Consider the following 21,798-nt stretch of genomic DNA (forward strand, 5'->3'; position numbering starts at 1 on the left):
ATGTTAGAATGGCCCAAAGCCTCAAAAAGAAAGGCTACAAAGTTCAAATACTTTGTACTGATGGTTACGAAAGTTATGGTTACTATAAATTAGCCAAACGGCACGTAGTTAGTAAAGCCGCAACATCATTAGTAGAGTCTAAAAACTCATTAATAAGGTTAAATCTTGCTAGATTCAATAGAAAGACGCGCAGATTTTCAAAAGCATTCGATATGATTTTTATTTCCTTGATTATTTTAATTTATAAATCTGAAGCATTAGGTATCCTTGTTTAGCATAGCCCGTTTCAAATAAAATTTGGCTTGTATCTTTTATGGACTTTGATATAGGATATTTTGATGAGGATGCTTGTAGAGTTGAACTTCTTGATAACCCCTTCAAGGCAAAACTGTTACCCATGTCCCAAGAATAAAATGTAACCTATGTCTCCAGAACGGACCCTAATGGTAGTGGTGCCGGATGTCGGATTCGAACTGACGACCGACCGCTTACAAGGCGGTTGCTCTACCACTGAGCTAATCCGGCTTCAGAGGAATATCCATATTATAAAACTTTCAGAAAGAATCAAGAGAAAAATCTATCAAAGTTGAAAATTATTCTATGGCTTCTTATATCTATAATAGTAAAATATTAATTAACTATAAGGATTAGGAGAAATATCATGAATCTTGATAAATTTACAGAAAGAGCAAAAACTATAATACTGGCAGCGCAAAACTATGCTTTAAGCGCTAATAACCAACAATTATCCAGCTTACATATTCTTAAAGCTCTGCTTGAAGATGAGGAAGGATTAAGCATAAGGCTACTACAAAACTGCAACGCAAACACAACATCAATAGCTAAAGAAACAAAGCAAGAATTAGATAAACTACCAAAAATTCAAACCTCTTCAGCTGCAGATCAATTATATCTAGCTACAGATAGCGCCAAGCTTCTTGAAGAAGCTAAATCTATTGCCAAAAAGATACAAGATCAATTTATTGCCACAGAAATATTGTTATTAGCAATTGCTAACCTTAAAGATATTCCAGCTGGAAATATCCTATATAATGCACAAGTCAATAAAAAGGATTTAGAAAGCTCCATCACCAAGTTAAGACAAGGACGTAATGTAAATAGTAGCAATGCCGAAGATAGTTACGAAGCATTGAAAAAATATGCCAAGGATATTACTGAACTTGCACGACAAGGGGATCTAGACCCAATAATTGGCAGAGACGAAGAAATTCGCCGTACTATTCAAGTATTATCACGAAGAATCAAAAACAACCCTGTATTAATTGGTGAGCCTGGGGTTGGTAAAACTGCAATTATAGAAGGGATTGCCCAAAGAATGGTGGAAGGAGATGTTCCTGAGAGCCTTAGAAATTGCAGATTAATCAGTCTAGACCTGGGAGCATTAATTGCTGGAGCAAAATTCAGAGGAGAGTTTGAAGAACGACTAAAATCGGTATTAACCGAAGTTGCTGCAGCAACAGGCGATATTATTTTATTTATTGATGAATTACATATGTTAGTTGGGGCTGGAGCATCTGAAGGCTCAATGGATGCTTCTAATTTATTAAAACCTGCGTTATCTAGAGGAGAATTGCATTGCGTTGGTGCCACTACTTTAGATGAGTATCGCAAACATATAGAAAAAGATGCCGCTTTGGCCAGACGTTTTCAATCAGTTTATATTTCTGAACCCACCGCTGAAGACACGATTGCTATTCTTCGAGGAGTTAAAGAAAAATATGAAGTGCATCACGGAATAAAGATTACTGATAGCGCCATTGTAGCAGCAGCAACTTTATCCGACAGATATATAACTGACAGATTCCTTCCAGATAAAGCTATTGATCTTATAGATGAAGCAGCTAGTAAACTCCGCATGGAAGTGGATAGCAAACCAGAATCTATTGATAAATTAGATCGAGAAATTATCATTTTAAAAATTGAAGCAGAAGCCTTGAAGAAAGAAAACAACAAAGCTTCTCAAGACCGCCTTGAAAAAATAAAAGAACAGTTAGCTTCTTTAGAAGAAAAGTCTCTGGATCTTACCAGTCAATGGAGTGCTGAGAAATTAAAAATAACTAATTCTCAAAAAGTTAAAGAACAATTAGAACAAGCTAAGCAAGAATTAGAAATTGCAAAAAGAGACGGAGATCTAGCCAAGGCTGGAGAACTAACTTATAGCTTAATTCCTGAATTAACTAGCAAACTTGAGGAGAGCGAATCAAGCAAACATAATAAAATTGTTAAGGAAGAGATAACCGAACAAGATATTGGACAAATAGTTGCCAGAACTACAGGTATTCCTATTAATAAAATTATGGGAAGCGAAATAGAAAAACTTCTTCATATGGAAAAAGATCTAGCCAAAATAGTTATAGGGCAAGAAGAAGCTCTAAATGCTGTGAGTGATGCTATAAGAAGAGCTAGAGCGGGAATTCAAGATAGCAACCGTCCACTTGGATCTTTCCTATTTCTAGGACCAACTGGTGTTGGAAAAACTGAACTTACCAAATCCTTAACTAAGTTTTTATTTGACGATTCTCATGCAATGCTCAGATTTGATATGTCTGAATATATGGAAAAACATGCTGTGGCAAGATTAATTGGCGCCCCTCCTGGCTATGTTGGATATGAAGAAGGAGGCACATTAACTGAAGCAGTAAGAAGACGTCCATATCAAGTGATATTATTCGATGAAATCGAGAAAGCTCATCCAGATGTCTTTAACATATTGCTTCAAGTTCTAGACGAGGGAAGATTAACTGATAGCCGCGGGGTAGTGGTTGATTTTAAAAACACCGTAATTATCCTCACTTCTAATTTAGGCTCTGAAAATTTAACTTTAGCCACAGAAGAAAATTTTAATGAAGCCAAACTGGAAGTAATGGAAGTTGTAAAAAAAGCTTTCAGACCTGAATTCTTAAATCGCCTTGATGAAATCATTGTTTTTCATAAATTGGCTCTTAAACATATTAGCAAAATTGTTGAAATTCAGATTAATAATTTAGAAAAAACATTAGCAAAGCATAATATTCACTTAGAGTTAAATGAAAAATCTAAAAACTGGCTAAGCAATAATGGATATGACCCCACTTATGGAGCAAGGCCTTTAAAACGCTTAATTCAAAGAGAAATTCAAAATCCATTAGCAAAACTGTTAATAGCAGGAGAGGTAAAAGATGGAGATAAAATATCAATTACTCTAGATGGAGATAAATTAAAGTTTTGTTGATATATCGTATAATACTTTTATTCATAACTTTATTTACCATTAATATAGCTTCTGCAGAAGAGCTAAAAACTATTTCTGCAGAAGGACTTATATCCCAAAATCCTTCCTTCGAACGCAAAGAAATAGTGAATTTTATTATTCATCAATTTGATGATAAAAAAGACCAAAAAATCAGCCAAAAAGAAATAGATAAATTATGGAATAATAAGCAAGCAAAAGAAGCCTTCATGGCCACCAGATTCCAAATAATAGATCAACAGCTTTATGCAGATAGTTTTGAACTGGTTCATCAACGCTTCAAGGCTTTAAGAAAATTCTTACAGCAACTTATTAGAAAATATAAAATTAACGATGTTGATTTTATTGTTTACACCTCGGATGAAATTAGAGGACCTCAAGAATTAAAGGAAATGACTTTAAGCTTTCCAGCCTTCATGATGTCAAAGGATTTAAGCGCTCCTTATGAAAGAGACAAGTTATTGATCCCAGATTCTTTTGTCATAACAGATAACTGGTATAACCTAACCAACCAAATTAAACAAACCAATTTAAATAGCCCTTGGGATCAAAAAATCAATAAAATATTCTGGAGGGGGGCAACCTCAGGAGCCGCTAAAACTCCATATACTATAGATAATTTTGATAAATTGCCTCGTTTAACTTTAGTTATGCTATCTAAGTCATATCCTGATTTAATAGATGCAAAATTTTCTTCTTATGACAGAGAAGTATTTACCAAAAACACTAAGAAAATAGAGTCCTTTATTAAAGACGATCTCCACCAACTTAATGAAGTTGATCATTTAGAATATAAATATTTAATCTCTATTGATGGCAATAACTGTGCTTGGAGGAGAGTGCCTTGGATTATGCTTTCTAATTCTGTTCTAATAAAACAAGAAACTAGTAAAATTCAATGGTTTTATCCTGCTATTAAACCTTATTTTCATTATGTTCCTGTTAAGGAAAACCTATCTAATATATTTTCCCAATTCCAATGGATGAAGCAGCATGATTTAGAATCAAAAATAATATCTCTTAATGCAACTAATTTTGTTGAAAATAATTTAATGCTAGAAGATATTGAGGCTCATATGGTATTAATTCTTAATGAATACCATAAATTACACATGGGAGAAAAAATTAAAGCAACTCTTCCACCATATAACCAAGAACCATCAATGAGTCATTTGCTTTATAGTTTATTTACAAGAATAAAGAATCAACTTATTTGGTGGATAGAATCTTTTTTTTAAAACTTATCTATAAAACACTAGACTTACATCTTTTAAAATAGCTATTATTAGTTCTAGTAATCAAAGCAAAAAACAAAGTCTTATTTGATGTATCGTATAATTTTTTTATTTATAACTCTATTTAGCTATAGCATATCCTCAGCAACAGAGCTAAAGGATATCTCTGCTAAAGAATTTATAGCCCAAAATCCTTCTTTAGAGCGCAAAGAAATAGTGGATTTTATTATTCATCAATTTGATGATAAGAAACCCCAAAAAATCACTCAAGAACAAATAGATATTTTATGGAATAATCTAGAGGCAAGAGAAAAATTTATTATTTCTAGGTTCCAAATAATAGATCAGAAACTTTATGCAGACAGCCATGATCCCGTTTATAAACACTTCAACTCATTAAAGAATTTTCTACAAAAACTTACTAAGAAATACAGAATAGAAGATGTTGACTTTATTGTTTATACAGTGGATGAAATTAAAGCACCAGATCATCTAAAAAAAGAAACTTTAAAATTTCCAGCCTTTATGATGTCAAAAGATTTGGATGACCCTTATGAAAAAGATAAACTGTTAATGCCAGACACTTTGGTCCTTATAGATTACTGGAATGAACTAATTTCTCAAATCCAGCAAGCCAACTTAAGTAATCCTTGGGATAAAAAAATTGAAAAAGTCTTTTGGAGAGGGGCAACAACAGGAGCTGCCAGTACTAAATATTCTATGGAAAATTTTGCTAAATTACCCCGTTTAACTCTGGTTATGTTATCAAAATCATATCCTAATCTAATAGATGCAAAATTTGCTTCTTATCATAGAAGAGTATTCACTAAAAATAGCAAGAAAATAATGACCTTAATCAAAGATGATCTTCAAACCGCAGAGGAAGTGGATCATTTAAAGTATAAATATTTAATCTCTATTGATGGCAACACTTGCGCTTGGAGAAGAGTTCCTTGGGTTTTGTTGTCTAATTCTCTTCTAGTAAAACAAGAAACTAATAAAATTGAATGGTTTTATTCTGCTATAAAACCTTATGTACATTACGTTCCTGTTGATGAAAGACTGATGGATATAATCCCTCAAATAAAATGGATAAAAGATCACGATAGAGAAGCTAAACAAATCTCAGAAAATGCAACCAATTTTATTAAGAATGACTTAATGCCAGAAGATATTGAAGCTCATATGGTATTAATTCTTAATGAATATCACAAATTACACCAAAATGAGAAAATTGTTGCAACTCTTCCTTCCCAAAATAAAGAACCATCAATGTTAGATTTATTTTATACTTTATTTATACGAACAAAAAATCAACTTATTTGGTGGTTAGAATCTTTTTTTTAAAACTTATCTATAAAACACTAGACTTACATCTTTTAAAGTAGCTATCATTAATTCTAGTAATTAAAAAAAACGAAGTCTTATTTGATGTATCGTATAATTTTCTTATTTCTAACTTTACTCACTATTAATATTGCTTCTGCAAAGGATCTAAAAGATATTTCTGCTAAAGAATTCATAGCCGAAAATCCTTCCCCTGAGCGCATAGCAATAATAGATTTTCTTATGCATCAATTTGATGATAAAAAAGACCAAAAAATCACTCAGGCTCAATTAGATTATATCTGGAGCAATGAAGAAAATCGTAATAAATTTATGATGTATAGATTCCAGATTATTGATCAAAAACTCTATGCTGATAGTTATGATCGCACAGTTGCAGATTTTCGAGCTTTTTCAAAATATTTTCAAAATTTAGTTAAAAATTATAAAATTCAAGATATAGACTTTATCCTTTATAGGATTGATAGAATTCCAACCAATCTAAATAATGATTCTGAAAAAGAAACAGCAATGTTTCCTGCTATTATTATGTCTAAAAATCTTAATTCCCCCTATGAAAAAGATAAAATACTAATACCAGACAATTTTATTGCTAATAAAGGATGGAAAAATCTTACTAAAAAGATAATTGAAGCAAATACTGATAGCCCCTGGGAAGACAAAATAGAAAAGATTTTCTGGAGAGGCTCCACAAGCAATGGTACATATAGCATAAATAACTTTAGTAAATTACCCCGCCTAACATTATCAATGCTTTCAAAACTCTATCCTGATTTAATAGATGCTAAATTTTCTAAAATCACCCAGCAATTTCCTAGAAGTTCTGATGGAAAGAAAATGAAACAAACCTTAAGAACCTTATGGAATGAATCACCTCAAGAAGTAAAAGAAGTTGATCATTTAAAATACAAATATCTAATATCTATCGATGGAAATACTTGTGCATGGTCTAGAGTTCCCTGGATTATGCTTTCAAACTCTGTGCTTTTAAAACAAGAAACAGATAATATGGAATGGTTCTATCCGGCCATGCTGCCATATATCCACTATGTTCCTGTAAATACAGAATTAACAAATATCTTTTCTCAGCTTGAATGGATGAAAACACATGATGAAGAGTTAAAACAAATCTCAAAGAATGCTACTAATTTTGCTGCAAATAATCTAATGTCTGAACATGTTGAAGCACATATGGCATTGGTCCTTAATAAATATCATGACTTTCATAAAAATGAGAAACTTTCTCCAAGCATACCAACATTTGATGACATGATGTCTTTATGGATACTAATTCGTGTATTAAAGCGTTTAGTCAAAGATAAATTTTTACTCTGGAAAGATACACTTGAATATGATTTAATGGGGCTTTCTTTAGGAGATAATTTATGGTAATGCGCCCAAGAAGATTAAGATATAACCCAATAATTCGTGATTTAGTTCGAGAAACAAACTTAACTATCAATGATTTGGTAGCCGCGGTATTTGTTGTTCATGGAGATAACAAAAAAAATCCAATAGAATCTATGCCTGGTTTTTTTCAATATAGTGTTGATAGATTAGAAGAGGAAATTCAAGAAATTTTATCTTTAGAAATTAAAGCGATAATGCTCTTTGGAATTCCTCAAAATAAAGACCCGCAAGGAAGTGATTCTTACAGCGATGATGGTATTGTTCAACAAGCTATTAGAAAAATAAAATCCATAGCCCCTAATTTATTAATCATGTCTGACATTTGTCTTTGTCAATTTACTCCTTTAGGACATTGTGGAATTGTTCATGAGAACAATGAAGATATATGCATAGAAAATGATCCAAGCCTTGAAATTATTGCAAAACAAGCAGTTAGCCATGCTAAAGCTGGCGCAGATGTTTTAGCCCCTTCTGGAATGTTAGATAAAGTGGTGGAAACTATGCGGGAAGCTCTAGATAAAGCAGGATTTGATAAAGTGCTTATCTTAAGCCATAGCATTAAATATAGATCTGCTATGTATGGCCCATTTGGAGGCGCAACTGATGGAGCCGCAAAAAAGGGAGATCGCAGAAGCTATCAAATGGATCCAGCCAATAGCGATGAAACCTTAAAAGAAGCAATGCTGGATATTGAAGAAGGCGTTGATATATTAATGATAAAACCAGCTCATACTTATTTGGATATAATTTATAAAGTAAAACAGGCCTATCCTTATATGCCTCTGGCAGCCTATCACCCAAGCGGTGAATATATGATGCTAAAAGCTGCAATAAATATTGGCGCTCTTGAAGAAGAGCGCAGCGTGATGGAAGTTATCACTTCAATTAAAAGGGCTGGCGCTAATTTTATCGTCACCTATTTTGCAAAAGATATAGCTAGGTGGCTAAAATAGTCACCCCTCATATTCTGTAAGATAACCTATCACTTCTCCAGCAACTACTGCTGCTCCCACAACAACCACTGCCTGAAAAACACCGCTAGCAGGAGCGTTTTCTTTTATAAAACATTTCATAGATTCTGTTGTTACTAACGGACTCCCTGCTTCTACTATTCCACTTGCTATGTCAGTAATTTTACCTGCAATAGTTGATATAATTTCTGTTTGCATAATTACCTCTTTTTTTAAGATATATCCTGTAATACAATAATAATCTCCAATTATATATAATCAATATGATAAGTACCTGAATCTCCACAAATGACATTCAAATCATCGATAATTCCATCCGGTTGTGCCTCTAAACATGTACTAATTTTATTAAAGTATGCTTGATAAGTATCAATATTATATCCAGAAAACTCCATCCATTCTGAAACAATATTCATTATCTCCAATACTGTGCCATGCTCAGCTACAAAATTCTTTTCATAATTTCTTACTGCATTAAGAGCAAGGTCAGCTTGATTATTATGTTCTAATATATACTTTATAGGATTGTCACTATATGCTTTCCATTCTTTTGCTATTTCAGCCCACATACAAGTGGAATCACCGTTGAGTTCACCCCATATACTTGGACCAGCTTTTATCAAACTTTTTGCTATTAAGGATTTCCCTGAATTGAAAGCAATAGAAAGAGCTGAATATCCTTTATTTGTCTGTAAATCTATATTTGCTCCGCCCTTAATTAAAGATTCTACAATTGTTATATTACCTCTTGCTGAAGCAAAAATAAGAGCTGAATATCCATCCTGATCCTGTAAATCTAGGTTTGCTCCGCCCTTAATTAAAGCTTCTACAACTGCTGCACGACCGTATGATGAAGCAAGAGTAAGAGCTGTATCCTCATCTTTATTCTGTAAATCTATATCCGCTCCACTCTTAATTAAAGATTCTACAACTGCTGCATGACCTTTAGATGAAGCAAGAGTAAGAGCCGTATCTCCATTCTCATTCTGCCAATCTATATTGGCTCCGTTCATAATCAAGGATTCTACAGCTATTGCATCACCTATAGACGAAGCAAACATGAGAGCTGAATATCCATAATTATTCAGCAAATCTAGTTTTGCTCCGCCCTTAATTAAAGAATCTACAACTGTTGTATGACCTTTTGATGAAGCAAACATGAGAGCTGAATATCCATAATTTGTCTGCAAATCTATATCCGCTCCACTCTTAATTAAATATTCTACAATTGCTGCACAACCGTATGAAGAAGCAAGAGTAAGAGCTGTATCTCCTCCATTTGTCTTTAAATCTATATCCGCTCCACTCTTAATTAAAAATTCTACAATTGCTGTATGACCGTGTGAAGAAGCAAGAGTAAGAGCTGAATATCCATATAGACCTAGCAAATCTATATCCGCTCCACTCTTAATTAAAAATTCTACAATTGCTGTATGACCATTTGATGAAGCAATAGTAAGCGCTGTTTTTCCATATAGACCCTGCAAATCTATATTTGCTCCGCCCTTAACTAAAGATTCTACAGCCGTTGCATCACCTATAGACGAAGCAAGAGTAAGAGCTGAATATCCATAATTATTCAGTAAATCTATATTTGCTCCGCCCTTAATTAAAGAATCTACAATTGTTGTATGACCTTTAGATGAAGCAAGAGTAAGAGCTGTATCCTCATCTTTATTCTGTAAATCTATATCCGCTCCGCCCTTAATTAAAGAATCTACAATTGTTGTATAATCATTTGATGAAGCAAGAGTAAGAGCCGTATTTCCATATTGATCCTGGAGGTTTATATTCGCTCCGACCTTAATTAATGATTCTACAATTGCTGTATGACCTTTAGATGAAGCAGCAGTAAGAGCTGTTCCATATAGACCCTGCCAATCTATATTGGCTCCACCTTTAATTAAAGATTCTACAATTGCTGTATGACCTTTAGATGAAGCAAGAATAAGCGCTGTTCTTCCATATAGACCCTGCAAATCTATATTTGCTCCGCCCTTAATTAAAGATTCTACAGCTATTGCATCACCTTCAAATGAAGCAAGAGTAAGAGCTGTGCTCCCATTATTTGTCTGCAAATCTACATTTGCTCCACCTTTAATTAAAGATTCTACAATTGCTGTATGACCTTTAGATGAAGCAAGAGTAAGAGCCGTATTTCCATTCTGATCCTGCCAATCTATATTGGCTCCGTTCATAATCAAGGATTCTACAGCTATTGCATCACCTTCAAATGAAGCAAGAGTAAGAGCTATATTTTTACATTCAGTCCGTTGGGATTGTGTATTTTCTATATGATCCATCTTTTTTACTCCTCTTTTTTTACTATTAAGCACTCTTAATTTATTAGTTTGTAATTTCTAGAAGTATACCATATAAGTTAATTTTTTACAACTACTTTAGCAAAAAATTATTAATTATTTAATATATAGTAGTTAATTGCTGGTTGTTAAATTGCTAATTTGTCAACAATCAATCCTAGATCTATTTTTAAGCTTGTTTAGGAGTTTTTTCTCAATGCCCAAATATCCTTATATGAGTTATCAATAGTTCTCTTGCCAAAAAGCGGTTAATTATGTATCTTATCTCAAGATATTTATTTGATGATTAAGATAATGCAGAGCGATTCATTTCAAGATATAATTCTTCAATTACAAAAATTCTGGGCAGACCAAGGCTGCTCTATATTACAGCCCTATGATAGTGAAGTTGGAGCTGGCACTCTTCACCCAATGACCTCACTTAGAGCACTGGGTCCTAAGCCTATGAAGATTGCTTATGTCCAAAATTCTAGAAGACCTAAAGATAGTCGTTATGGAGAAAATCCTAACCGTTTATCTCATTATTATCAGTTTCAAGCATTGCTAAAGCCTGCTCCAGATAATATTCAAGAGCTGTGCCTAAACAGCCTTGCTGCTATTGGAATTGACCATACCAAACATGATATAAGATTTGTTGAAGATGACTGGGAAAACCCAACAATTGGAGCTTGGGGACTTGGATGGGAAATGTGGTGTGACGGAATGGAAGTTATTCAATTCACCTATATGCAACAAGTTGGGGAAATTGAATGCGAATTAGTTTCTGCTGAATTAACTTATGGACTAGAGCGTTTAGCCATGTATGTGCAAGATGTTGAACATTTTACCAAAATTCGCTGGAACAATCCAAAGAACCCTGCAGATCAAATCTATTATGGCGATTTATTTCTCCAACAGGAAAAAGAATTATCTGCCTATTCTTTGGAACATGCAAATGTTGAGGTATTGCTCCGCACCTTCATGGATGCTGAGTCTGAATGTAAAAATTTACTAGAAAAGAATCTACCCTTAGCAGCATATCATCAAGCACTAACCGCTTGTCATCATTTTAACTTACTCGATGCAAGAGGAGCATTAAACGTAACCGAAAGGGCGTCATATATGGCAAAAGTTAGAAGCCTGACAAAAGAATGTTGTTTAAAATGGATGGAGAGTCAATAAAATATGTCAACAACCGAATTATTACTTGAGCTCTTCTCAGAAGAAATCCCTGCAAGAATGCAAATAAAAGCAGCTCAGCAAATACTACAAACTTTAGAAAAAGAAATAAAGGATTTAGGCTTAAGCTATAGCAATGCCAAATATTTTGTCACTCCGAGACGTGTGACACTTCATATTGATGGAGTCCCAAAAGAATTACCAGAGAGAGTTATTGAAAGAAAAGGCCCTAAACCAGATGCAAAAGCAGAAGCCATTGCAGGATTCTTAAAATCAGTTGGATTGCGACTAGAAGATTTATCAGTGAAAGATGGATTTTATTACGCAAAGAAAATAGAATCTGCAAAGCCTGCTGATTCTTCTCTACAAGCTGCAATTGAACAAATGCTAATATCTTTTACTTGGCCTAAATCTATGCGCATTGGCGAGGGTAGAAATAGATGGGTGCGCCCTTTACGCAATATCTTATGTTTATTCTCCGGGAAAGTTCTTCCTGTGGAATTTGCACATTTAACTGCAAATAATCATTGTTTTGCTCATAGATTTATGGCCGCAGATAAAACTTTTGAAGTTAATTCTTTTACAGAATATCAAAATATAATGAGAGAAAATTTTGTTGTTTTATCTAGCAATAAAAGACGCGAAATTATAATTTCTGAAGCTGAAAGACTGGCTAAAAATATATCTCTAAAAGTAGCTCTAGATGAAAATTTACTTAATGAAGTTGTTGGCCTAGTTGAATATCCTAATGTTTTACTTGGAAAAATGGAAAAGCAATTTACAGAACTTCCTAAAGAAGTTTTAGTGAGTGCAATGAAAACTCATCAGAGATATTTTTATCTTGAAGATAAAAACGGAAAAATTGCTCCTTATTTTATATTTGTAGCTAATGTGAAACATGAAAGCGATGATCTAATTATTAGAGGAAATGAAAAAGTTTTAAAAGCAAGGCTTGCTGATGCTCAGTTTTTCTGGGAACAAGACTTAAAACATCCGTCTAGTCAAAACTTAGCAAAACTTGCTAAAATGACTTTCCACAGCAAACTTGGCTCAATGTTTGACAAAACTAATAGAATTATAGAATTAGCAGAATTTATTGCTACTAGATTACAACTCTCTGATTTAGAGTCTGTAAAAAAAGTGGCCCTGCTTGCTAAAACTGATCTAGTTAGCGAAATGGTTGGAGAATTCCCTGAATTGCAAGGAATTATGGGGAAATATTATGCAAAAGCATCAGGTGAATCAGAAGAAATCAGCACTGCCATTGCTGAACATTATCGCCCTGTAGACACTAACGACATAGGAGATACTTCTTATTTAGCTGCGATTATTGCCATAGCAGATAAATTAGACACTATTACTGGAATGTGGTTGGTGGGAGAGAAGCCTACCAGCTCTAAAGACCCCTTTGCTCTGCGCAGAGCAGCTTTAGGAATTATAAAACTAATTCGTTATCATAAAATGAATCTATCATTATCTGAGCTAATAAATAAAACAATTGAGTTATATAAACTTAAATCAGATAATGCTCAGCAAACAGAAATTGTCTTATTTTTCCATGACCGCTTGAAATATTATTTAAAGGCTAAAAATTTCCGTCATGATTTGATAATGGCCTCCATAGGAGAAGATAGCGACAATATCTGCAGCGCTATAACCAAACTAACTAATTTACAACAATTCATAAATAGCCCCAAATCCCAAGAATTGATATTTGCTATCAAAAGAATATTAAATATAATATCTAATGCAAAAATAGATATTACTCTAGAGGTAAACGAAGATTTACTAGCAGCACCTGAGCTAAAATTATACAAAAGTTTTAAAGAAATAGGCAAGGTTAGCAAGGCTGAGGATTTGGTAAGCTTGGTTCCTGATATTGATCTATTCTTTGAAGAAGTTATGGTAAACGATCAGGACCTAAAGTTAAAACAAAACAGATTAAATTTGCTAAATAACATTGGACAATTAAGTTATAAAATTGCTGATTTTAGCAAAATAGATGGCTAAACAAACGAGAATAACATGGAAAAACTAGTATATAAATTTGGAATAAAAAGCAATGAAGGTAGCAGCAAAATGAAGGATTTGCTTGGTGGCAAAGGTGCCAATCTAGCAGAAATGTGCCATCTTGGGATTGCTGTTCCTCCTGGATTTACTATAACTACCGAAGTTTGCAAAGCTTATTATGCAGGAAATAAAATACTCCCTAAAAATCTAACAACCCAAGTAGAGTCGGCACTTAAAGAAATAGAAGGATTCCTGGGGCGCAATTTTGGCGATGCTAAAAACCCGCTATTGGTTTCTGTGCGTTCTGGAGCAAAATTATCAATGCCTGGAATGATGGATACTATTTTAAATTTAGGTTTAAATGACGAAACAGTTCTTGGTTTAGCATCTGCAAGCAATAATCCATCCTTTGCTTACGATAGTTATCGTAGATTCATTCAAATGTATTCAAATGTAGTGTTAAATTTGGATCCTTATTTATTTGAAGAAGTTATTGAGTGGAAGAAAAGAGATACTAAAGCAATAAATGACACAGATTTATCAACAGAAGATCTAATAGATATTATCGCTAACTTTAAAGAAATTGTTAAAAATGAAACTGGCAATGATTTCCCACAAGATGTGCAAGTTCAATTATGGTCTGCTATTAATGCAGTATTCGATTCTTGGATGTGCAACCGTGCCATAACTTATCGTAAACTTAACAATATTGATTCCAACTTAGGCACAGCTGTGAACATCCAATCAATGGTTTTTGGTAACACCGGGAATGAATCTGCCACAGGAGTATTATTCTCTCGCAACCCCACCAATGGAGACAATAATATTTACGGAGAATATTTAATTAACGCCCAGGGTGAAGATGTGGTTGCCGGCACTCGTACTCCACAAAACGTTAGCATCTTAGGAAAAGAACAAACCAAGTCAGATCTTCCATCAATGGAAGAAACAATGCCTAAATTATATCAAGATCTTCAAGCCACTTGCAAAAAATTAGAGAAACATTATAAAGATATGCAAGATGTTGAATTTACTATTGAGAATGGTAAATTATGGATTCTACAAACTAGATCTGGCAAGCGCACAGCCAAAGCTGATATTGTTATTGCTGTAGATTTAGTTAAAGAAGGAGTGATTAGCAAAGAAGATGCAATTGCAAGAATAGACATAAATAATATTGATAAACTGCTTCATCCTACAATAGATGAACAAGTAAAATATAATGTAATTGCCAAGGGGCTCCCAGCTTCCCCTGGTGCTGCAATGGGTAAAGTGGTGTTTTCTTCAGAAAAAGCAGAAGAATTAGCTCTCCAACATAAAGTTATTTTAGTTCGTGTGGAAACCAGCCCTGAAGATATCAACGGTATGCACGCTGCCCAAGGCATTCTAACTAGCCGTGGAGGGATGACCTCCCACGCAGCAGTGGTGGCAAGAGGCATGGGAAAACCTTGTGTTTGTGGCGCTAAAGATCTTAATATTGACTATAAAAATAATAGCTTTACTACAAATGGAGTAACCGTAAAAGAAGGAGATATAATCTCTTTAAATGGCAATGCTGGAGAAGTAATTCTGGGTGAAGTTACTATGACAAAACCTGAGTTATTTGAAGAATTTAATCAAATTATTACTTGGTCTAACCAAATACGAAATTTAAAAATTCGGACTAATGCTGAAACTAAAACAGACAGTGAAACAGCTAGAAATTTTGGCGCAGAAGGTATTGGTTTATGTAGAACTGAACATATGTTCTTTGAAGCTGACCGTATTAATTCTATGCGTGAAATGATTCTATCTACCGATCTTAAACAACGTCGTCAGGCTTTAAACAAATTACTGCCAATGCAAACAAAGGATTTTATTGATATCTTCAATGTAATGCATGGCCTTCCTGTTACTATTCGTTTTTTAGATCCTCCTTTGCATGAGTTTCTTCCACATAACGAACAAGACATGAAAGAATTAGCTAAAGCAATGAGTCTTTCATTTGAGCAAGTAAAAAGCCGCTCCAACCAATTAAAAGAACATAATCCTATGCTTGGGCATCGTGGATGTAGACTTGGCATAACCTATCCTGAAATCTATGAAATGCAGGCTAGAGCAGTATTTGAAGCTATGGTTGCTGTTAATAATGAAAATCTAGGAAGTGCTATCGCTGAAATAATGATACCTTTAATTTTTAACGTCGAAGAATTTAACATTATGAAAAAAATAGTGGATGATGTGGCGCAAGAAATAGAAAAAAAACACAATGTCTCTCTTAAATATGAAGTTGGAACAATGATTGAACTGCCAAAAGCAGCCCTAAAGGCCGGAAATATCGCAGCTTCTGCTGGATTTTTTAGTTTTGGTACTAATGATTTAACGCAAACAGCCTTAGGTATCTCGCGTGATGATGCTGCAATATTCTTAAATGAGTATAAAGAAAAAGGCGTTATAAAAACTGATCCATTTGCATCTATAGACCAAGATGGAGTGGGTGAATTATTAACTATTGCCATTGAACGTGGCAGAAGAACTAAACCAAATTTAAAAATTGGAATATGTGGAGAACATGGGGGAGACCCAGCATCAATCAAATTCTTCCATGATATAGGATTAGATTATGTTTCTTGTTCACCATTTAGGGTTCCAGTGGCAATTATTGCGGCTGCCAAAGCAAAATTAGGAAAATAATTATGAAAAAAATTTTAAAATTAACGCTTATAACGCTAATCTCAATTATATGTTTGTTTGCTATTTACAGAACTTTTATAAAAAATAATGACCTAACCGTATACGGTATAATTAAATACGCTGACGGCATAGGTAGGCAACCAATAGATTTAATGAATATGTTAAGTGAAGAGGATATTAGCATTAATTTCATAGGTCATACTGAATCTAAACAGGATATTGGTAAAGTAGCAAAAAATGTATTAAGAAATTATAACTTTAAGATAGGTCATATTTTTATTAATGAATTACCACTAAACCATTATAACAAAACAAAATATAAATTCCAAAAGTCTATCTATAGATTTCTTGCAAAAATAAATGGACTTAGTAGATCAGAGCAAATCTGGCTAGCTTATTCAATGTTTGAATCAGATTCAATTACTCTTTCATGGGTAGATGAACTAAATAAAAACTATGACGCAGTGGTTGTTCCCGATTCGAACTTAGTTGCTGTTTATGAAAATTCAGGAGTAAAAATTCCAATATTTGTGGTACCGCTAAGCGTAGATTTTGGTGATTCATTAGAACAGCCTATAAAAACAAAGGCTAACCCTATATTTACTTTTGCTAATTTTAGTAGTATTGAAAATAGGAAAAATACATTAAAAACAATCAAAGCGTTCCATCAAGCATTCAAAAAAAGAGAGGACGTGAAATTATTAATTAGCGCTAGAAAAGAAGAAAAAGAAGAATATGACCGCTCTATTAAATATATTATAGAAAATAACCTAAGCAATGTTGATCTTCATGTTTCAAATAAACATAAAGATTTATATAATCAATATTTTAATTTAGTTGATTGTTATATATCCCTTTCTAAAGGAGAAGGGTTTTCCGTGCAACCTCGTGAAGCTATGGCCAAAGGAATTCCTGTAATTGTTAGTAATGCTTTAGCTCAAAAAACTATTGCTGACTCTGGGTTCGTAAAATCTGTACCAGCAAATATAAAACGCCCAGCTTTTTATAATAGTAATAGCATTATGATAGGAAGGAATTTTGATGTAGATACAACTGATACTGCAAATGCAATGCTGGATGTTTATAATAATTATCAAAAATACCTAGACTTAGCCCCTAAATCACGCGAATGGGTTAAGCAATACAGCTATGATAATATAAAACCATTATTCATAAGTTTAGTTAATCCAAAGGAGATAATCCTTGGAGAAAAAAATGAAGTAACTAGTAAATATATTGAAACCAACTCTAAACTGCTGTATTTAAAGTATAAAAATATAATGAAAGAACGGGAGTAATAAAGATAAAATATTAAATGTATTCTGGTTTTACCTCAGCTCAAGAGCCAATATATTTAGAAGTAGAGCCAAGAATGACCTCTCTTAGAGGAAAGGGGGATGTTATCTCCTGGCAAGAAAGGGTTAGGCTTTGGCACAGGTAAATAAGCATTATCAGCAGTTATGGCAGCAAGTGGAGTTGAGGTTTTAGCAACAGACCTTGATTTTAACGACCAAAAGGCACAGTTATGGACTGGCACCCAGCATTCTTCGAAAGTTGAGCAATTAAATGAAAAAAGGATCTACCCTCAAAAAACCTTCTTAGAACTAGCAAAATACCAACCACTAGACATGAATAACATTCCAGAAGATTTAAAAAACCTTGATTTTACTTGTTCTTATTGCGCCTTTGAACACCTTATAAGTATTGAGAATGGTTTAAAATTTGTAGAAAATAGCTTAAAAACTTTAAAACCTGGCGGAGTGGCAGTATATACAGCAGAATATAATATATCTTCTAATGAAGATACTATAGACAATCAGGACACCGTATTATTTCGCAAACATGACATAGAAAAATTAGTCTCTCGTTTGCGTAATTTAGGATATGAAATTTCTGTTAATTATAACCCAGGAAGTGGAAAATTAGATCAACATATAACTATCCCCCTATAGCAAGGATAACCATTTAAACCCTGCAATTGGTGAATATACTACTACCTCTATTGGATTAATCATTTATAAACCCACTGATTTTATTGATCCTAATGAAGTTTACTATAAAAAACTATTAAAGAAAATGCTAGTTAAACTAAAAAAATGATAAATTAACTTAAGACTATGTTGAAACAAATTCATAATAATTATAGAATGTATATCTATAATTATAACTGCAATAGCTGTAAATAAATATAATGAAAAAAATTCTGACACTATTGTTGGTTATATTATCGTTTAGCAATTTAACATTTGCAACAGAACTAGAAACTATCAGCCCTAAAAGTTTTCTGGATAAAAACCCATCTTCCGAACGCAAAGCAATTGTAGACTTTATTGTAAATCAATTCTCACACAAATATGCATCTGGGATCTCTCCATTAGAAATAGAAAACCTTTGGACTGATATAATGAAGGAAAATATGCTTCTTATCGCCAGATTCCAGATTGTAAATCAGAAACTTTATGCCTCATCTACTGATCTAAATAATGACCGCTTTAAAGAATTAATATATTATTTTAATAAAATTATAAAGGATTATAAAATAGCAGATGTCGACTTTATCTTTTACTTAGGAGACAGCGCTTTATTTAAAGAAAACTTAAAAGAAAATTTATTGAGCATTCCTGGGTTTCTTTTTTCAAAAAATGTAACCTCTGACACTGAAAGAAATATGTTTTTATTTCCTGACTTATATATGATTGAAGATCAGTGGCAAAATATTATCTTTGAAATAGAAAAAGCAAATAATATATATCCTTGGAACAAGAAAGTTAGCAAGCTCTTCTGGAGAGGGGGAAGCACAGGAAACGAAGGGATTAGATATAATACAAATAATATTGATAAATTACCGCGCTTAAATTTGGTTATTTTATCAAAACTCTATCCAAACCTAATAAACGCTAAATTTAGTAATTATGCTCAATTTTCTAATGATCAATCAGGTGAAGATCTAAAAGATATATTAGAGATATTATTCAAGGAAGGTCCTGAGAGTGTCCCAGAGGAAGAACATTTAAAGTATAAATATCTTATCTCCATTGATGGTAATACTTGCGCTTGGAGGCGAGTGCCATGGATCATGCTTTCTAATTCTGTGTTGGTAAAGCAAGAAACCTCTAAAATTGAGTGGTTTTACTCAGCTATGAAACCCTATGTTCACTATATTCCTATCAATAAAAATTTAACTAATATATTCCCACAGCTTGAGTGGATGAAAAATAATGATACGGAATTAGTGAAAATTTCACAAAATGCAACTAACTTCGTGAAAAACAATCTAATGCCTGAACATATAGACAGTCATGCTGTATTGATATTAAATGAATATTCTAAACTACATAAAGGAGCAAAAATAATTGCAACGTTACCTTCTTCAGAAACAATCCTAGAAGAATTAAAAATTACAAAGAAAGAAGCTAAGAAGTCAAAAGGTTACTTTAAAGCTTGGAAAGACAAACTGAAAAAAATATGGCAATGATTTTATGTTAAGGAAATTACTATTCACAATATGCATTATTTTTCTTCTCTTCATAGGATATAGAACTTTCATAAAAAACAATGATGTAACAATTTATGGAGTTATCAATCAAGCGGATAGTATAGGCCGTCAGCCCCTAGACCTTATCAACATGCTTAGTGGTGAAGTTGATATGAACTTCATTGGTAAAATAATATCCACCCGTGACTTAAATGCCAATGCCAAATCTGTATTACGCAATTTTAATTTTAAAATTGGCCATATATTCTTCTATGAATATGTATTTAATGTCTGGGGAGAGGAAGACTATAAGTTTAATAGAACAAAATATAAATTATTATCTAAAATCAATGGACTTGATAAATCTGAGCAGATCTGGATTGCTTACTCTATGTTTGAGTCAGATAAGATTAGTTCCTTCTGGGTGGAAGAATTAAATAAAAACTATGATCTAGTAGTATTGCCGGATTCAAATTTAGTACCAATATATGAAAAGTCAGGTGTTAAAATTCCAATCTTTGTTGCCCCTCTTGCAGTAAACTATGGTGATGCTATAACCCAACCTTTAAAAAGCGAAGCACATCCTATTTTCACCTTTGCAGATTTCTCAGCAATGATAGACCGTAAAAACACGGTAAAATTACTCCAAGCCTTTAAACAAGCTTTCGGTAATAGAAAAGATGTGCGCCTGCTTCTAAGTTCACGCATGAGTGAAGACCTGCACCGCCAAAAAATTATTGATTATATAGTTAATAACCAAATGAATAATGTAGATTATGATATATCTATAAAAAATACAGATACTTATAATAAACTTTTTGATCAAGTGGATTGCTATATCTCTTTATCTAAAGGAGAAGGTTTTTCTGTTCAACCACGTGAAGCTATGGCTAGAGGAATTCCTGTTATTGTAAGTACTGCATTAGCTCAAAAAACAATAGCCGATTCAGGTTTTACAAAAGCAGTAAATGCCAATATAGAAAAACCTGCTTTTTATTATGATGGCCAAGCAATGATAGGACAGAATTTTGATGTGGACGTTAATGAAGCAGCAAATGCAATGTTGGATGTTTACAACAACTATCAAGAATATTTAAAATATTCAGCAGAAGCTAGGAAATGGGCTGAACAATATACTTATGATAATATAAGGGCATTATATTTAAATTTAGTTAAGCCTAAAAAGATATTCCTGGGCAAAGAAAACAAGGTAACCAAAGATTACTTGGAAACCAATTCTAAAGAGTTATATCATAAATATAACAACATGTTCTTAAAAAAATAGTTGTATTATAGGTCACAAGCTGCAATTATTTTAATTGTATATCTATATAGCTAATATATAATGAATTTATCAGAATATTATCTTCATAAAATGAAGTGTAATTTACTGGGGATTTAAAACTAATTACTAAAAAATTTGGAGTTAATATATTATGAAAAAACTACTTGCGATTATGTGCACCTTATTATTCCTTTCTGCCTGCCAAAGTTCAATGGATGATTCTGCTGGAGGAAGCTGGTTAGACGGAGATAGATCTTCTACCGTGGGTGACCAAACTGACTCAGTTAATGTTGTGTATTTTATGTTTGATAGTTCAGCACTAAGTGATGGAGCTAAGGCAAAATTAAGGGAACAAGCTGAAGAGTGGAAATCTTGTACTAATCAACCTGTTTTAGTTGTTGAAGGACATTGCGATAAAGTAGGTGACAGTGACTACAACTTAGCATTAGGTGAAAGAAGAGCTTATGCTGCTAAAAGAGAATTAGAAAAGAACGGCATTCCTTCTAACATGATTGAAACTATTTCTTATGGTAAAGAAAGACCAGCAGTTATGGATGACGATGCATTAAACCGTAGATCAGTTACCATTGCTATTAAAAACTAATAATTATATAACTTAAAAAACCCTGGTGCATCCAGGGTTTTTATTATCGATTAAATAAA

16 protein-coding genes and 1 tRNA gene are annotated in these 21,798 nt (G+C 33.2%); 14 read left to right on the top strand and 3 right to left on the bottom strand.

Features of this window, described 5'->3' with window-relative positions:
* The coding region (locus N4A31_00320; protein MCT4634679.1) for an IS1 family transposase at positions 1–275 on the top strand (275 nt) is incomplete at its 5' end.
* A gap of 175 nt (positions 276–450) precedes the next feature.
* Here the strand turns inward: N4A31_00320 and N4A31_00325 are convergent.
* Positions 451–525, bottom strand: a tRNA-Thr gene (locus N4A31_00325).
* A 136-nt stretch (positions 526–661) separates the two neighbouring features.
* Between N4A31_00325 and clpB the strand changes: the two genes are divergently transcribed.
* The 5 genes from clpB (at position 662) to hemB (ending at position 8,195) form a co-directional block, all read left to right on the top strand.
* A complete protein-coding gene (gene clpB, locus N4A31_00330) occupies positions 662–3,232 on the top strand; it encodes an ATP-dependent chaperone ClpB (GenBank protein MCT4634680.1) in 2,571 nt (856 codons plus the stop codon).
* Entirely contained in the window at positions 3,226–4,488 is a 1,263-nt protein-coding gene (locus N4A31_00335; protein ID MCT4634681.1) for a glycosyltransferase family 90 protein, read from the top strand. Before clpB ends, N4A31_00335 begins: the two co-directional genes overlap by 7 nt.
* An 87-nt stretch (positions 4,489–4,575) precedes the next feature.
* Positions 4,576–5,832: a glycosyltransferase family 90 protein gene (locus N4A31_00340; protein MCT4634682.1), complete on the top strand. Its 1,257-nt coding sequence runs from the start codon at positions 4,576–4,578 to the stop codon at positions 5,830–5,832.
* A gap of 84 nt (positions 5,833–5,916) precedes the next feature.
* Entirely contained in the window at positions 5,917–7,224 is a 1,308-nt protein-coding gene (locus N4A31_00345) for a glycosyl transferase family 90 (GenBank protein MCT4634683.1), read from the top strand.
* Positions 7,218–8,195, top strand: coding sequence for a porphobilinogen synthase (hemB, locus tag N4A31_00350; protein MCT4634684.1), 978 nt, complete (start codon positions 7,218–7,220; stop codon positions 8,193–8,195). The genes N4A31_00345 and hemB overlap by 7 nt, the downstream gene beginning before the upstream one ends.
* Here hemB and N4A31_00355 read toward each other — a convergent pair whose 3' ends face one another.
* Together N4A31_00355 and N4A31_00360 are read right to left on the bottom strand one after the other, a co-directional pair.
* Complete coding sequence (locus tag N4A31_00355) at positions 8,196–8,411, bottom strand: hypothetical protein (GenBank protein ID MCT4634685.1); 216 nt, start codon at positions 8,409–8,411, stop codon at positions 8,196–8,198.
* Positions 8,412–8,461: 50 nt separating this feature from the next.
* The gene (locus N4A31_00360) at positions 8,462–10,516 is read right to left on the bottom strand and encodes an ankyrin repeat domain-containing protein (protein ID MCT4634686.1); all 2,055 of its coding nucleotides are present in this window, start codon (positions 10,514–10,516) and stop codon (positions 8,462–8,464) included.
* A gap of 312 nt (positions 10,517–10,828) precedes the next feature.
* Between N4A31_00360 and N4A31_00365 the strand changes: the two genes are divergently transcribed.
* The 8 genes from N4A31_00365 (at position 10,829) to N4A31_00400 (ending at position 21,739) form a co-directional block, all read left to right on the top strand.
* Complete coding sequence (locus N4A31_00365) at positions 10,829–11,695, top strand: glycine--tRNA ligase subunit alpha (GenBank protein MCT4634687.1); 867 nt, start codon at positions 10,829–10,831, stop codon at positions 11,693–11,695.
* Positions 11,696–11,698: 3 nt separating this feature from the next.
* The gene (gene glyS / locus N4A31_00370) at positions 11,699–13,702 is read left to right on the top strand and encodes a glycine--tRNA ligase subunit beta (protein MCT4634688.1); all 2,004 of its coding nucleotides are present in this window, start codon (positions 11,699–11,701) and stop codon (positions 13,700–13,702) included.
* 15 nt (positions 13,703–13,717) lie between these two features.
* On the top strand, positions 13,718–16,375 hold the full coding sequence (ppdK, locus tag N4A31_00375) for a pyruvate, phosphate dikinase (GenBank protein MCT4634689.1): 2,658 nt from the start codon (positions 13,718–13,720) through the stop codon (positions 16,373–16,375).
* 2 nt (positions 16,376–16,377) lie between these two features.
* Positions 16,378–17,673, top strand: coding sequence for a glycosyltransferase (locus tag N4A31_00380; GenBank protein MCT4634690.1), 1,296 nt, complete (start codon positions 16,378–16,380; stop codon positions 17,671–17,673).
* 162 nt (positions 17,674–17,835) lie between these two features.
* Positions 17,836–18,327 (top strand): hypothetical protein, encoded by a 492-nt coding sequence (locus N4A31_00385; GenBank protein ID MCT4634691.1) that lies wholly within the window; start codon positions 17,836–17,838, stop codon positions 18,325–18,327.
* A 239-nt stretch (positions 18,328–18,566) separates the two neighbouring features.
* On the top strand, positions 18,567–19,850 hold the full coding sequence (locus tag N4A31_00390; GenBank protein MCT4634692.1) for a glycosyl transferase family 90: 1,284 nt from the start codon (positions 18,567–18,569) through the stop codon (positions 19,848–19,850).
* Positions 19,851–19,854: 4 nt separating this feature from the next.
* Positions 19,855–21,135 carry a glycosyltransferase gene (locus N4A31_00395; protein ID MCT4634693.1) on the top strand — a complete coding sequence of 427 codons (1,281 nt, stop codon included), beginning with the start codon at positions 19,855–19,857 and terminating at the stop codon, positions 21,133–21,135.
* A gap of 151 nt (positions 21,136–21,286) precedes the next feature.
* Positions 21,287–21,739, top strand: coding sequence for an OmpA family protein (locus tag N4A31_00400; GenBank protein ID MCT4634694.1), 453 nt, complete (start codon positions 21,287–21,289; stop codon positions 21,737–21,739).
* Positions 21,740–21,798 lie beyond the last annotated feature (59 nt).

Source organism: Rickettsiales bacterium (assembly GCA_025210695.1).
Classification (GTDB): Bacteria; Pseudomonadota; Alphaproteobacteria; order Rickettsiales; family CANDYO01; genus CANDYO01.